Source organism: Candidatus Hydrogenedentota bacterium (assembly GCA_035450225.1).
Classification (GTDB): domain Bacteria; phylum Hydrogenedentota; class Hydrogenedentia; order Hydrogenedentales; family SLHB01; genus DSVR01.
The window spans coordinates 24,540-39,497 of the sequence record DAOTMJ010000007.1; the positions used below are offsets into that span (position 1 = coordinate 24,540).

Below are 14,958 nucleotides of genomic sequence, written 5' to 3' on the forward strand. Positions count from 1 at the left end.
ATTAGTTCACCCAAATGGGAAAGACTGTTTTGCGCGAAATCTGTTCATTGGGCCGGAGGGGATCCATGATCGTCAGGCTGACTCGGACGGCGGCCGGCAATTCCGGTTTGGTCCACGCCGCGAACCACGATCCGTCGGAACGGCGTTCGCTGTATTCGATACGCATGGCCAGCACGCCGTCGGCCACTTTTATCGGCGCCCCGGCTTCGCCCGGCAGGTTTATCGTGCGCAACAGGGCCGTCTTGCCGTCTTGCCGGTCAATCCGATAGGTAACGTCCACGCGTCGCGGCGGTTCATCCGGCTTCAACGGCAACGACACCGGCAACGTCATGCGGTCGTCTTCCAGCGGAACCCGGTGGAACCGATCGTCGGTTGCCGTGCGCCCCGATCCGCGAATCGAGGCGCCGTCCACGGCCGGTGACACAACCAAGGCGAAATCTTTCCGCATCTCGTTGAAAATACGCGAGGCCAATTCGTCGAGTTCCATGCGCCGGGTGGTTTCGCGCCAGGCGTCCGACACCTTGAAAAGCATCGTGATTCCCATGGTCGTCGCAACGCCCATCAAGGCGATGACCGTGAGCAATTCAAGCAGGGTAAAACCGCGCGGCGGTCGTGACCGATTCATTTCGCGTCCCCCTCCTTGGCCGGTATCGCGGATCGCGACAGGCACGAGGTGAGTGGATATGCGCAGGGACGGCCCTTGTCGTTCCAGCGAACGACCACCGTCAACTCCACATGGGCGGCGCCAGGCTCGGGCACCCGCGCATACGCCTGCCATGTAAAGTTCTGGTACATGACGTGATCGCGCCGGCTGGATCGCCGGTCCGCCGGAATGGTTGAGGGAGGATGCACGGAATGACGCGTATCCGCCGGCTCGCCCAACAGCGTGACGGGCGTCAATGCGCCGGGATCGGCGCTGTTCAACCGCCACTCGTATCGTTCGGGTGAATTCATCACGGCATGCAGACATTCTCCGGCTAGTTGCATCGCAACCGTCTGGAGGCGGTTTGACTGGGCAAGGGCAAGGCTGGATCCGAACAGGGAGACAAAAACCGTGATGCCCGTGCCCATCACCACGATGGCCACGAGAATTTCCAGCAAGGTAAAACCACGCGTGCGGCTTGTCCTTGCGCAATGGTCAGTCAACTTGGCGATCTCCTTCATTCCACAGGTCCGCGCAGCACCCGGATCCCACAGCCATGCTCCGGATTCGCCGTCCTTCCGCCAGGCAGCCGTATCCTACTGCCATACCCTCTCTTTTGTCAACCGCCTTGTCAAACTTTTTCAACGGTATCCCGTAACGGGACAGGCGTGGGCGTTGCCCATTCTCTTCGTGCTTGTCATCGTGCTCGTCATCATAATCGCACTCAAAACCCCGCGATTTTCGCACTCGCTGAATTTGAAACTATAATTGATTGCGCAAATTGCCCAGGACTTTCTTGTTTTTTTTGAAGCCGGTTTTTGTAATAACCTGCGTTCTTGCCGACCGCGCCCTAATCCATGGAGAGTCGGTGACCCCGCGCCGCTTCGTGTTGACCTGCCCAATCCGGCTTCCTTGCATAAAGGCCTATCGTCATGGATGAAGCCCCTGCCATGTGCGCATCGAGGCAATTTCTCAGTATTGACGGATTGGTGTTGGGTGTGTATGATAAGCCTATCTTGTCTCGGCGGCATGTGCGGTAAGGTACAAACGGCATAGGGGTGCGGAGCCATGCAGGAAATTGTGTTGGGTTTGGGCCGGCAGAAAAGCCTGCGGTCGGTTGTGTCAATGGCGGAAGCGCAGCTTCGCAAGACGCAGGGCGTTCCGCGCAAGATCGTCGCGCGTTCGGATACGGTCGAGGTCACGGCGGAGCGCGGCGATTTCAAGGGCGATTTCGAGACGTTTTCATTCTCAGCGCGCGTCTCGCGCAGCGTGGCCAACGCGCTTCGCACGATCGCGATCGAATATTCCGACGCCTGCTCGCTCGAGGAGGAAAGCGGCATCCATCTCGTTCATTGTCCGGCGGTGGGCAATGCCTTTTCGCCGCGATCGTTCGAGGCGGTGGACAAGTTGTCGGGCGCGATTCCGTTGCCGGAGACATGGCGCGTGTCCGGCGACAACTACCGCATAGACACGATTAGTTCGGAACTGCTGTTCCAGGCCTTGTTGCAGTACAAGGCGAGCGACGTGCACCTGTCGCCGGGCGAGACGCCCGTGTTTCGCGTGGACGGTTCGACGCTGCGATCGGAACTCATCGGCGTGTTGTCGAGCGCGCAGATCTATGCGTTGATTCGGCAGTTGGCTTCGGACATCTACTGGCGGGAATTCGAGGAATACAAACAAACGAGTTTCAGTTTCCACCAGGTGGGGCTGGGTTATGCGCGCGTGTCGGCGTTCATGAAGTCCGGCGCGCCGCACTGCACGTTGCGTTTCCTGCCGGAAAACATTCCGTCGTTCGAGGATCTGAACATTCCAAAGGAGACCATGGTCAAACTGGCGCAGCTTCATCACGGGCTGGTGCTCATCACCGGCATGACGGGGTCCGGGAAGACCACCACCGCCGCCGCGCTTGTGGACTGGATCAATTCCACGGCCACGGACCATATCATCACCATCGAAAACCCCATCGAATACGTTCACACAAACAAGAAATCCATCATTTCCCAGCGCAATCTGGGTTCGGACGTGAACTCTTTCGGCGAGGCGGTGCGCGGCGCGCTGCGGCACGATCCCGACGTCATCGTCATCGGCGAAATGCGCGATCCGGACACCATTCGATCGGCCATCAACGCCGCGGCCACGGGCCATCTCGTCATCAGCACCCTGCACTCGAACACGGCCTACGAGGTGGTCAACCGCATCGTCAGTTTCTTCGATCCGATCGAGCGCGATCTGGTCCGGTTGCAATTGCGCGACTGCACGCGGTGCGTCATTTGCCAGCGGCTGGTCCCGAAGGTCGGCGGCGGCCGCATCCCGGCGCTCGAGATCATGTTCAACGACATCAAGCCCATCAACGACGGGATCTGCGAGGGCGACACCGACGGCATTCGCATCGGCATGCAGCAGACCGTTTCGCATTCGTTTCTGTTCGAGGATTACCTGCTCAAATTGTACAAGGCCGGTAAAATCGATCTCGAACATGCGCGCACGTATTCGACCGACGAAAGCGTGCTGGATCAGATGATCATGGGCACCTATTCGGTGCCGCGCCTTGACAGCCTCAAGGAATTGCGCCACGCGGGGCGCGCCTAATCGCCTTGGGATCCGGCGGGGGCGTCAATTTGCCGGGGCGGGAGCGGAACGGTTGTTCGCGGCCGGCCTTTCGCGGTTTGCGGAGGCTGCCTGTGCCCGGCGGCGGGCCTGCAATTGCCGCGCATAGTCTTCGATGGCCGCCGCGCGCGCCACAACCACCAATGCCATCAGCAGCCAGTACGGCTCCATGATCCGCACAATCAAAAACGAGATTGTGCCGAACGAATGGGCAACCAGTCCGGCCGTCGCCGCGGCCATGCCCAGTCCCAGTCCGCGCGCCATCCAAACGCGCGACCACCGATAGGTTTCCCGGCAGGTCCTGAACAGACGCCATTGAAGAAAGACAAACGCGGCAAGGCCGATCAGGCCCGTTTCCATGATCACGCGGGCATATTGCGAGTCGAGGATTTTGCCCCAGCCCACGCCGCCGCCGAACCATGGCGCGACATGCAGGATGAACTTCACCTTTTCCCAAACATAAATGCGCTCGTAGGTGGACTTGTCCACCTGCAATCCGGTCGGCCTGCCCGCGATGACGATCGGCTCGCCCTCGCCGCGCTGAAAGGTATAGTTCACGCGCTCCTTGACCGCCTCGGGCATGATGACGGGCGAAAGCGCCAGCGTGAGCGCCACGGCGGCAAGTAGGTACCATTTGCGTCCCAGGGCGCCCAGCGTCACAAAGGCCACCAGCGCCCCAAAATACGACGCCCGCGACAGCGTGAACAGAAACGGCAGGAAGGCCGACATCATCAGCGCCAGAAACAAGGCCCGCTGCCGCCAATGGGGCGCTTGGGTCATCAGGCCAATCGCCACGCTCATGACGACGATCAGATAACCGCCCATGGTGTTGGGTTCGGGGCCTTGCGGCTGAAAAGGCGTCCCGATGCGTTCGCCGGGTTCCGCCGAAATCATCGCATAGAGGGACAGAAAGGCCGCCACCGCAAAAAACAGCGTCAGTTGACGCCGCACATCCCGCAGCGTATTGAGGGCATTGGCCGTCAGCAAAAACACCATGTAGTATTCCGCCATCTTCAGGATGACAAAAAAGGCGTTGCGGCGGTCCCATGCGCCCAGGTTGGCGCGGACCGCCAGCAGCGTGGCCATGATGCACACCAGATAGTGCAGCACGATGGGGCCGTTGAGCGGATTGGGCCGCCAGAATGCGCCGCGTCCGTCGAAGGCCGTCTTGACCAGCACGCCGAAGAAAATAACGACGATCAGGACGTCGTCGTAACGAATGTTCAACGTATGTTCGGAAGTCGCCTTGCCGGCGAGATCAATTTCAGGGGCCATCAGCATGACCACGACCAAGATGGCCACGCCCAGATCCACCCGCACCACCGTGGCGCCGAAGGCGATCATGGTGACCGCCAGGGCGACGGTCAGGGCATAATGCTGGAAGCGCAGATGGACCAGCAGCAACACCATCGCGCAGAGAACCATGAACGCCGCGAGGAACGGGGCCTCGATGCGGCTTTCGGCCACTTCGCCGCGTCCAATCCCGCGATCGGCATTCCCAAAGAGCACGGCAGGCTACCTCATGCGGACCGGTCGGCGCGCCCGGCGGGCATCCATCGCGCCGGTTTCCGTCCCGCGCCGGTCTTGGCCGTCCATCGCGTTTCCCCTGTCCATTGCGCTAGAAATGGAACCAGCGGCGCTGGCCTTTTCCGCCGTCTTCATAATAGTAGTAGTAATAGTAATAGTGCCTGCGGCTGGCCTCGAGTCCGTTGAGCACCGCGCCCGCCACGTAGGCGTTGGCCGATTGAAGCAGTTTGTAGGCGCGTTGCACCGTTTCCCGGCGCGGATTGTTTACGGAGATGACCACGAGAACCGCGTCCACATGCGTCGCCAGCAGAACGGGATCCGTCACGACAAGAATGGACGGGGCATCGCAAACGACAAGGTCGAATTCGTTCTTGAACAAGTCCATCAGGCGCTGCATTCGTTCGGATCCGATCAATTCGGAGGGATTCGGCGGCACATGTCCGCTGGACACAATGAACAGGTTTTCAACGCGTGTCGGCCGTATCACGGAATGAACGTCCACGCCCTCGCGCAGGACATCCGCCAATCCCGGGCCCCGATCGATTTTGAGCACGCGGTGGACATTGGGGCGGCGCAGGTCCGTATCAATCAGCAGCACGCGAATGCCGCGGTCGGCCATCGTGACCGCCAAGTTGACCGCGGTGGTCGTTTTGCCTTCGCCCGGCACCGCGCTCGTCACCATGAGGGTCTTCGGTTTGCGCTGAAGCGTGGCGAACTGAAAGTTCGTGCGCAAGGCCCGGTACGCCTCGGAAATAGGGGATTTCGGATCGTGCTGCGTGACGATACAGGCGTCAATCTGGTCCTCGCTCGTCGCCGCGACATAGGTGCCGCGCTTGCGCCGGCCGCCCCGGGGCTTGCCGAACCGCATCTTCGGGATGGTGCCCAACACTTCCAAGCCGACGTAGTTGACGACGTCGTCAATGCCGCGAATCGAGGTGTCCATGATTTCCATCATGACGGCAAGGCCGAAACCGATGACAAATCCAACCAGGGCGCCGATGACGAAATTCATCCACCATTGCGTGCGGGCGCGCCCGTACGGCAGCGCGGAGGCCTCGACGGCCTCGTAACGTTCGACCTGCCCTGCGTCGCGGCTCAACGCCGTGCGGATGTCGAATTCCCTTTCGCGGAGTTTGTTGAATTGTTCGCGCAGCCGCTGGGATTCCTTGGCCAGCCGTTCGTATTCAAGGTTTTTGTTGGCCAATTCGGGGATCTGCGGCACCAACTCCTCGAGCATGCGCCGCAACGCCGACATGCGGATTTCCATACCCGTGACGTTCATGCGCAAATCTATTTGCTCGCGGTACAGGTTTTGGCGGTGCTTCCACAGGTTCGTGCCGTCGCCCACACCCTGATCCACCTGCTTGATCGCCTCGAGGATCGCCGCCTTCTTTTCGGCGATCTCGTCGGCGATTTCCACCAGCCCCGGATATTCGGGATTGTAAACAACGCTCATGCTCAACTGTTCCTGGAGCAGGCCGTCCAGTTCCGCGAGCATTTCGTTGACCACCGTGTCGGTCACGTTGCCGAGGGCTTCCGGCAGTTGCGCCGCGTTGGCCGACAATTCCTTTTCAATCTCCGCCAATTTTGCGCGCGTTTCCTCGCACAGCGCCTTTTTCTCGTTCAATTCGGCATAAATCCGGGCCATTTCATCGCCGACGCTGCCATAGGTCTGAAACCCCATCGCCTTTTTGTATTCCCACTCGGCCGTTTCGGCGGCGTACAGTTCCTGCTGGAGTTCCTGAAGGCGCTTCTTGATGATATCGTGCGTTTTCCGGTCATCCTCGAGTTGGATCTGCAGGTTTTCCTCGACGAACACCCGCGCGGCCAGATCGGCCATTCGAATCGCCTCTTCCCGGGTCGGCAGGTTGCCGGTCTCGATTACAATGATCCCGCTTTTGGGGTCCGGCACGGTCAACGACAGGGCCGATTGGATTTCCGCGGCCTTGGCCGCATATTCCTCGTCATTGGACAACGCGCTGAGTTCTTTTCCCTCGGCGACGTCCTGCTGCACGAGCGCCCGCGCAATCTTTTCGGAAAGACGCTGGAGGCTTGTGCGCTTGGCCAGCGATTGCGCATCGAACGGCGTCAACGGCGTGCCCTGGACCCCCTTCAGCGAGTCGAGATCCCACATGGACGGACGCACGAGCACTTTCGCCTGGGCATGGTAGACGCCGCGCGGCGCCTGGGCGCGCATCATGCCCATGGCCCCGTAAATCAGGCACGCGAGGATCGTGAATCCGGCAATCATTCGCCAGCGCGACATGAGCACGTTGATGATGAAGCGCAACTGGTGTTCGCGCGCCTGCGCGGCTTGCTGATCAATCTGTGGGAAATCTTGTGCCATCAGTCTTTCCGGCGTTCCCCTTGCGTTTCATTCATCGGCAGGGCCGGCATGTCCCGCCGCGCGGCGCCGGTCAAATTGATCATGCGGTCCCACGTCACGCTTTCCGGCGCCTCGTGGATCGTCGGCGTCACGAAAATCATCAGTTCGTTGCGGGATCGCGATTTTTCCTTTCGCTTGAACAGGTTGCCCACGACCGGCACCTTGCTGATCCCGGGCACGCCCTGGACTGCCGTGTGCTCGTCGTTGAGCACGATGCCGCCGATGACGAGGGTCTGGCCGTCACGAACGTTCGCTATGCTGTTCGAACTGCGCACGGATCGCACCGGGATGCCGTTGCTGACGCCCGCCGCGAACGAGACTTCCGGCGTCAGTTCCAGTTGGACGTACGGCCCCGTCGAGTCCTTGTACACATGCGGCGTAACCTGGAGTTTGATGCCCAGATCCATGAACTTCACGCTGTACGCCATCCCGCCGTACGATTGCGAGGCTTCCGTATAGGGAAACTCGTCCGCCATTTTGATCTCGGCCGGCTTGTGGTTCACGGCAAGAATCATCGGCGACGCGAGGACTTCCGCCTTGTTGTCCTGTACCAGCGCGTCTATCAACGTGCCGACATCCACGCCGTGCGTCAGCAGGCCGAAAAACAGTTGCCCGGCCGTTGGCGCCTGCAACGGCACCTGCAAACGCCGGTCCAGGCTGGGTTCGTCCACGAAGCGCCGGGTCGTCGTGTTGCCGTACGTCGTGGTGGCGCCGCTGAGGCGCTCGTTGGCAAGCGGATCCGGCATTTGCCCGGTGCCAAGCAACTGTTGCATGGCGGGGTAATAACCGCCGGTCACCTCGCTGCTTTTCGAGAACCATCGCACGCCCAGTTGCTTCATGGCGCCCTGTTCGACTTCGGCCACCTTGCTTTCGATCCGCACCTGCGTAATCTGGCTCTGCATCTGATCCAATTGGGTTATCGCCGCCATGATGTTTTGAATGACGGCGGGCGTGTCCGTGATGATCAGCGAATTCGTGTTGGGATCGGCCGAGATGCTTCCCCCGGCCGAATTCATGCCCGCCAGCGTCGCGCTCAAGACTTCCGCGTTCCCGTTGTTTAGGTTGATAACTTGGGTCTGCATGTCGGCCGTGCGCGGCGACGCCAGGGCGGCGCGCGATGAGGCCGATCGGGAAACCGTCACGCGCGGATTTTTCAAAATGGTCAACAACGCGTTCTGCACGCGCTCGCCGGCCTCCTTCTCGCCGACGCCGGCCACTTGCACGTTGCCCACGTACGGCACGGAAATATTTCCGTTGACGTCCACTTGCGTGGTCGTCGAGAGTTCGGGACGGCGGTAGACTTCCACAAACAGCGTATCGCCCGCGGCAATGACCGCGCCGCCGGCGCGGGCCTGTGCCGGGGACTTTGCGTCATCGGCGCCGAAACTTCCAAAAGCGGCCAGCAGGCATCCGGCCAACAGGACCGCCGCGCAACGCCTGCGCCCGCGGATGGCGCCATCAGGAATGGGACGGTGTGGCATGTTCTTCTCCATGTTCGGACGGCGGCGGGGACGCCGGCGGCGCCTCGCTTGCCGGTGGATTTCCAAGATACTGCGCCTCGGCATCCGGGCTCGGATCGTGCGGCTCCGGTGCGGACGGGGGCGTTGTTTCCGGCGCCGGCGCCGGTTTTTCGGCAGCGGCCGGCCGGCCCGGTGTCTGGTTCGACAGCCAGTCGCATTTCTTTCGGATTTTCTCGCGGGCGGCGGGATCGATGGTGGAAACGCGCATGGCCTTTGTCCAATGTTCAATGGCCGCCGCACGATGCCGTTCGCGCGCTGCCTCGTCCTCGGCATGCTCGCATCGCCACCGATTCAGATCGCCCAATTCCTCGTAGTCCCGATCGGGCGTGTAGTTGCCCGCCAGCACTGCGGCCTGCAGATAGGCCGATTCCGCCGCATCGTAATCACCCATTTTCCAGCGCGCACGCGCCAAGGCGCGCAAGGCGGGCAGCGCCGATTCCGGATCGGCCAGCGCCAGCGAGGGATCCTGCAAAATTTCGACGGATTTCCCAAACTCTCCGAGATCAAAATACAGAAGACCCATGCGCACCCGGGCCCGGGCGGTTTTTACATGGGCGGGATTGGCCGACACGAACCGTTCGAATAACGCAAGCGTCCGTTTCTTGAGGGCCTGAGTTTCGTCGAAGGTCGCGGCGGGCGCCAATTGCAGGCAATAAGCCGCCTGAAATTCCGCATCCGCGCGGCGGGGATCGTCGCGCCGGTCCGCGGCAAAGCGGGCAAATGCTTCCGAAGCCTCCTCGTACCGGCCGGCCGCTTTCAACTGCTCCGCCCGATCGAACGAAGCCGAGGGCCTTTCGATCAGGGGCATGGCTTGCCAATATGCCACCCCAGTGCCCCCGGCCACCAACAGCAAAGCCGCCCATCGCGGAACCCATCGCATAAGGCGGCGCTGAAGACGGTTATAATGGCTCGATGAACGGCGGCCGTGTCGCGTCGGTGGTTTATTGTACACCGCCGCGTCGGATTCAGCGTTGTCATTCACCGGGCTGCCGGGCGCAGGGTTTTCCAGGCCGTTCGAGCGGGGCGCGAAATCGCGCGGTTGATGTTCCAGTTCCTGGAGCAACCGTTCCGCCTCGGCCAGATCCTGCATGGACGGCGGCGGTTCGGCGGATGCGGCGGTAATCGGTTCCGAATCCCGCCAATCCTCCTCGGACGCGGGCGGCGTCGGTTTTGGGGCGGCTTTGAGGCGTTCGACGGCCTGCGACAACTCCGCCAGATCGTCTTCCGGCGCGGGTTCCGGCAACGGCGGCGACTCGTACAGGTCCTGTGACGGATCATCCGGGCCGGGCGCTTTCCCGGCAGCGGATCGATCGGAAGGCACGGATGGCGCGTCGGGCAGGATAACCGTCGAAAGCGGTTCTTCCTGCGGTCTCCCGGACGGCGGCGCCAAGACTTCCGCCATGGGATCGTCCGCATCGAGCGCCGGAGGCCCCATGCTGGCGTCCACATCCGCAACGCCTTTCTCGAAAAAACTCAACGGTCGTCGTGCATCCAACTCGCTGGGATCGGATGGCGGCGGCGCAAGCGGCTCTTCCGTGGACAGGGTCGGACGCCCCAGCCCCGTCATCTGAATGTAGTCCAAATCCGTGGCGCGTTGCGCTTCCGGCACGCCGCTTTGCAGGCGCTCGTCGAGATCCAGTGCGTCAAGCAGCGCCTCCTCGATGCCGTTGGACGCCGGCGGCGGTTCCGGGGAACGATCGGGACTCATGGTTTCATGCCGCTCCATAAGGGCGAAGGAACAGGATAATCACGATGCGCCGGACACGCCTCGCACCGTTTCGCGCGTGGTTCCACGTACGGCGTCCAAGCGCGGTTCCCGTCCTCTCCATGCCGCGTAATCATGTGCTACGTCCCAACACCATCGGGTTTCACTCGCTTGCCGGCATCGCGCCCTCTTCCACGGGCCGCCGCAACCGTTCCGCCGCGCGCAACAACATCTCCGACGCTTTTTTCTCCCGGGTGGTCCGCGGACTCATCACCGCGATGCGCGGCGCGGCGGTTTCCATCGGAACCCTTTCCGGTGGCGCCGGTTGGGGGGCCGTGTCCGTCATGCGGGCCGCCGCCGCCGCCTGCGCCCGCTTCTCCGGATTGGGCAGGGTCGTCTTTTCGATTGTGCGCAACACGATTTCAGCCGTGATATGCCGTTTCTTGGCCTGCGCCGCCTCGAGCAGCGCATTGCGGCACAGGGTCACTATCATCCGTGGCACGCCTTCCGTGTAGGCATGCACCGCCTGCACCGCCGCATCGTCGAAGTCGGGCGCGCGCGGTCCGTCTCCGCCGGCCTGCCGCAGGCGAAATTCGATGAAGTGCCGTGTCTCCTCGAACGGAATCGGTTTCAGCACATACGTGAAATCAATCCGCTGTTCAAAGTTGGGCGCCGCGCGCAAAATGTCTATCCATTCCAACTGGGCAAGCAGCACAAGGTTCAGGAGTTTGTGCTGATGGCTTTCGAGATTCTGCACCAGCCGCAACAGTTCCAATTGGCCCCGCTTGTTCAGATTCTGCGCATCGTCAATAATCAGCGTGTTGACGCGATCCCGGTTCCGCATCAAAAAGGCGTTCAATGCTTCAAGATACGCCGTGAACGCCCATTTCGGGGGGGGAATGCGGAACTGCGTGACGATGGCCTCGAGCAGCGCGAAACTCGTCCACGACGGTATCGGCGAAGCCACCACCGCCGTGTTATAGCGTTCCCGCGTCGCCGTCATGCCGGTCAGCAGTTTGCGCAGCAGCGCCGTTTTACCAGTGCCATAGTTGCCGAGAACAACTGCTATGCCATGCCGCGCATCTATGCTGCTCCACAATCGGAAAAGGCATTCCTTGTGCTCTTGGGTCGCATAAAAATACGACGGATCCGCCGTCGGGGCGAATGGCTGTTCCCGAAGGCCGAAAAAATTCAAATGCGCCTGTTCGATATCCATGAAATGCACCGGCTCCCGAATCGCCGTTCGCAATCCGGGCCTATGGTCATTGCACCGTATCGGCAGATAGGCGTCGCCTTGCCTCCTTGCCAACCATCAGAGGATTCTTTTGACCCCATTCTATAGCAGGCGAGGCGGGTTGTCAAGCAATTAGTTCATACAAATTGTTTTTGCCAAAATGACAACCACAATATATTGTGGTGTCAATCAAACCCTTGTGGTCATATCATGGGGAAGGTTCTTCCCGTTGTGTTGGCCCGTCGTTTCGTGTTATAAAGGGATTCACGCAATACAAGGAATCCCGCTTGCCGGATGGGTTGTTTCAGGGACAAGTCGGCAGCGATGACCTCCATTCGGTAGTTCGGTCAATTGGCACAGGCAGAGTGGCGGGGAAGGCCGCCGGGATGCAGCGGCCGTCGTTGTCCGCTGTATGTCCATGAGGAGAAGACGCACATGGCACACGAACGTATCGTATTTCTCTCGGGTCCACGCCAAGGCAGCGCCTTTGAAATTGACGACACGGTGGTCATTGGGCGCAATCCTTCAAGTTCCATTTACCTCGAGGATCCGCAGGTTTCACGCCGCCATGCAACCATCGAGCGAACGCCGAACGGCACGTTTCTGCGCGATCTCGGCAGTGGCAATGGCACCTATGTCGGCAACCGCCGGATTATCGAATGCCGTCTGTCGGACGGCGATGTCATTCGAATCGGGGGAACGGAATTTCGTTACGAGGGCGCGGCGGCGGCCTCGGGCGTCCACGTGGCGCCTCCCCCGGCCAAGGCCGCGGAAGCCCTGGGCGGCCATGTCGAAGCCGCGGATGCGGCCAACGTGTACGAGACGTTTTTCCAGGCGCCGCGCACGGCCGTTACGCTCGAACAACTCCGCGACGCGCAAAACCGGCTGGCCGCCGTGTACAAAGCCAATCAGATCATCGCGAGCGAGCAGGATTTGCGCAAACTGTTCGCCGCCGTCATGGATCAGATCTTTTCGCTGGTGCCCGCGCACAACGGCGTGATTCTGCTCAAGGACGAAAAATCCGGGGAACTCATCACCGAATACGTCAAGTCCGGCTCCGGAAACACCGTGATCAGTTCGACGATCGTGTCGCGGGCCTTCGAGCACGGCGAAGCCATCCTGACGGTTGACGCAGCGGACGACGCCCGCTTCGAGGCCGGGGCCAGCATCATCGCCCAGAACATCTCCTCGGCGATGTGCACGCCGCTGACCCATCAGGGCGAGCGCCTCGGCGCGCTTTATGTGGACACGCGCGGCACCACGAACGCCTTCACGAAAAGCGACCTCGAACTCCTCGTCGCGTTGTCGGGCCCGGCCGCCGTCGCCATCCGAAACGCCCAGTATCTCCACAAACTCGAACGGGCGTATCACGACACGCTGATCGCCACGGCCAACGCGGTTGAAATGCGGGACCATTACACCGTGGGCCACACGTGGCGCGTGACGAATTTCGCCCTCGAGATCATGCGCGGGCTGGGATGGACCGAAGAACAGCTCAAGCAGGGCGAGATGGGCGGCGTGCTGCACGACGTGGGCAAAATCGCCGTGGATGACGCCATCCTGCGGAAACCCGGCAAATTGACCGACGAGGAATACGCCAAAATGAAGATCCACCCCGAACGGGGCGCAACCTACCTGCGCGACATCGAATTCCTCAAGCCCCTCGTGCCGTATTGCCTCTACCATCACGAGCGCTACGACGGCAAGGGATACCCCTTCGGCCTGGCGGGCAAGGACATCCCGCTCGAGGGACGCCTCATCGCCGTCGCCGACACCTTCGACGCCATGACCAGCAACCGCCCCTATCGCAAGGGACTCGATCCGCAAATCGCGATAGACGAATTGCTCAAGGGACGCGGCACGCAATTTGATCCGGAATGCGTGGACGCCCTTGTCGAAGCCTATCACGCCGGACGTATCAGCCGGATTATCCAAGAATCCCTCGCCGGAGGCATGAGCATCGCCTGCCCGTTCTGCAGCACGTTCATCGGCATCCCGGAAGGCACGCCCGTTGGACAGGAATTTGAGTGCAATGTCTGTCATCGCCGCGTCAAACTATTGATGATGAACGACGCCTACTATGGCGAATTGCTCGCCCAAACATCCTGAAGTCCGGGGATGGGCGGCCCACTGAAAAATGATCCCTGACGCCGACACGCCGTTGCGCCGCCTCTTGCTATGGCAACGCGGGGAAACGCCCGGACCGTGGTCCATCACCCTGATGCCGACCGACCGGTGCAATTTGCGGTGCGCGATGTGCTGGCAGCGCCAATACGAGATCGATCCCGCCCGCGAATTGTCCGAGGAACGCCTCGAACGCCTGGTGGACGAGGCGGCGGCGCTGGGCGTGATCCAATGGAACATCAGCGGGGGCGGCGAACCTTTGTGCCGGGGCGATTTCCTTCTGCGCCTGTGCCGTCTTGTCCGCGCGCGCGGCATGGACGGCGTGCTGCAAACCAACGCGACAATGCTCAAGGACGCGCATATCGTGACGCTGGCGGACATCGGATGGGCGCGCATCGTCGCCAGCGTGGACGGCCCCTCCGCCGAAATCAACGACGCCATTCGCAGTCCGGGATCCTTCGACCAGGCGACCGCCGCCCTGCGGCGGCTGGCCGCGATCAAGCGCGAACGCAACAGCCCCCTCCCGGCCGTCACATGGCACACCGTCATCACGAACACGAACATCGGCATGCTCGACGCCATGGCCGCCCTCGCGCACGAATTGGGATGCGACGCGTTCGAGGCGTCGTCGCTGACGGGCGACACCGAGACCTGCCGGCGGTTGCGCGGCGGACTCGAAGCGCGCGAACAGGTCGAACCGCCCATTCGCCGCGCCATCGCGCGCGCCGAGGCTCTGGGTATCAAACACAATCTCGACACCATTCTGCCCGAATCCGTCTCCCCCATCGTCCCGAGGGATAATCGCGCGCCGCGTTCCCCCCGCGATCTGTCGTGCGCCGTCTGCTTCGAGCCATGGCTCGGCATAACCATCAACACCGACGGGCGCGCCCAGCCGTGCTGTCTTTACTGGAGCGAGGACGCCGAATCGATCCAAAACCATTCCCTTGAAGACGTCTGGACCGGTCCCTTCATGCGGCGCATGCGCGATCAACTGGCGAAGGGAATCGCGTTGCCGCCGTGCCGCCAATGCCTTTCCCCGATGCTCGCGCGAAACGAGGCCTTCCGCGAGCGGCTCCTCCTTGCGCAGGCGAACGGTCGGCAACGAATCGCGGCCTATGCGCGAAAAGCCGCGTCAAGCCTCCGCCGACACGGCTGGCGCCGCGCCCTCCAACGCGCCCGCGAATGGATGCGCATCGGACGCGAATGGTGAAA

Annotated in this window: 10 protein-coding genes; 3 read left to right on the top strand and 7 right to left on the bottom strand. The window is 61.6% G+C overall.

The genetic code is table 11. The features are described 5' to 3' along the window. Position 1 precedes the first annotated feature (1 nt). Entirely contained in the window at positions 2-625 is a 624-nt protein-coding gene (locus P5540_06205) for a type II secretion system protein (protein ID HRT64404.1), read from the bottom strand. Next, complete coding sequence (locus P5540_06210) at positions 622-1,146, bottom strand: type II secretion system protein (protein HRT64405.1); 525 nt, start codon at positions 1,144-1,146, stop codon at positions 622-624. Before P5540_06210 ends, P5540_06205 begins: the two co-directional genes overlap by 4 nt. A gap of 565 nt (positions 1,147-1,711) precedes the next feature. Here P5540_06210 and P5540_06215 point away from each other — a divergent pair. Continuing rightward, entirely contained in the window at positions 1,712-3,232 is a 1,521-nt protein-coding gene (locus tag P5540_06215) for a PilT/PilU family type 4a pilus ATPase (protein HRT64406.1), read from the top strand. Between the two features lie 24 nt (positions 3,233-3,256). On the opposite strand, the gene P5540_06220 is transcribed toward P5540_06215, so the two are convergent. From P5540_06220 to P5540_06240, 5 genes are all read right to left on the bottom strand, one after another. After that, positions 3,257-4,759, bottom strand: coding sequence for a hypothetical protein (locus P5540_06220; protein HRT64407.1), 1,503 nt, complete (start codon positions 4,757-4,759; stop codon positions 3,257-3,259). A gap of 109 nt (positions 4,760-4,868) precedes the next feature. Continuing rightward, positions 4,869-7,124 carry a polysaccharide biosynthesis tyrosine autokinase gene (locus P5540_06225; GenBank protein HRT64408.1) on the bottom strand — a complete coding sequence of 752 codons (2,256 nt, stop codon included), beginning with the start codon at positions 7,122-7,124 and terminating at the stop codon, positions 4,869-4,871. Continuing rightward, on the bottom strand, positions 7,124-8,644 hold the full coding sequence (locus tag P5540_06230; protein HRT64409.1) for a secretin N-terminal domain-containing protein: 1,521 nt from the start codon (positions 8,642-8,644) through the stop codon (positions 7,124-7,126). The genes P5540_06225 and P5540_06230 overlap by 1 nt, the downstream gene beginning before the upstream one ends. Then, a complete protein-coding gene (locus tag P5540_06235; GenBank protein ID HRT64410.1) occupies positions 8,622-10,391 on the bottom strand; it encodes a hypothetical protein in 1,770 nt (589 codons plus the stop codon). Before P5540_06235 ends, P5540_06230 begins: the two co-directional genes overlap by 23 nt. Before the next feature lie 160 nt (positions 10,392-10,551). Beyond that, positions 10,552-11,604 carry an AAA family ATPase gene (locus P5540_06240; GenBank protein HRT64411.1) on the bottom strand — a complete coding sequence of 351 codons (1,053 nt, stop codon included), beginning with the start codon at positions 11,602-11,604 and terminating at the stop codon, positions 10,552-10,554. A gap of 453 nt (positions 11,605-12,057) precedes the next feature. On the opposite strand from P5540_06240, the gene P5540_06245 reads away from it, so the two are divergent. Both P5540_06245 and P5540_06250 read left to right on the top strand, forming a co-directional pair. After that, positions 12,058-13,731 carry an FHA domain-containing protein gene (locus tag P5540_06245; protein ID HRT64412.1) on the top strand — a complete coding sequence of 558 codons (1,674 nt, stop codon included), beginning with the start codon at positions 12,058-12,060 and terminating at the stop codon, positions 13,729-13,731. Positions 13,732-13,759: 28 nt separating this feature from the next. Next, a complete protein-coding gene (locus P5540_06250; protein HRT64413.1) occupies positions 13,760-14,956 on the top strand; it encodes a radical SAM protein in 1,197 nt (398 codons plus the stop codon). Positions 14,957-14,958: the final 2 nt, after the last annotated feature.

What these genes read in the sequence shown, in the direction of transcription:
- P5540_06235 (HRT64410.1), bottom strand. Translation starts at nt 10,391, where the DNA reads ATGAGTCCCGATCGTTCCCCGGAACCGCCGCCGGCGTCCAACGGCATC.
- P5540_06205 (HRT64404.1), bottom strand. Translation starts at nt 625, where the DNA reads ATGAATCGGTCACGACCGCCGCGCGGTTTTACCCTGCTTGAATTGCTC.
- P5540_06250 (HRT64413.1), top strand. Translation starts at nt 13,760, where the DNA reads ATGATCCCTGACGCCGACACGCCGTTGCGCCGCCTCTTGCTATGGCAA.
- P5540_06230 (HRT64409.1), bottom strand. Translation starts at nt 8,644, where the DNA reads ATGCCACACCGTCCCATTCCTGATGGCGCCATCCGCGGGCGCAGGCGT.
- P5540_06245 (HRT64412.1), top strand. Translation starts at nt 12,058, where the DNA reads ATGGCACACGAACGTATCGTATTTCTCTCGGGTCCACGCCAAGGCAGC.
- P5540_06215 (HRT64406.1), top strand. Translation starts at nt 1,712, where the DNA reads ATGCAGGAAATTGTGTTGGGTTTGGGCCGGCAGAAAAGCCTGCGGTCG.
- P5540_06240 (HRT64411.1), bottom strand. Translation starts at nt 11,604, where the DNA reads ATGGATATCGAACAGGCGCATTTGAATTTTTTCGGCCTTCGGGAACAG.
- P5540_06225 (HRT64408.1), bottom strand. Translation starts at nt 7,124, where the DNA reads ATGGCACAAGATTTCCCACAGATTGATCAGCAAGCCGCGCAGGCGCGC.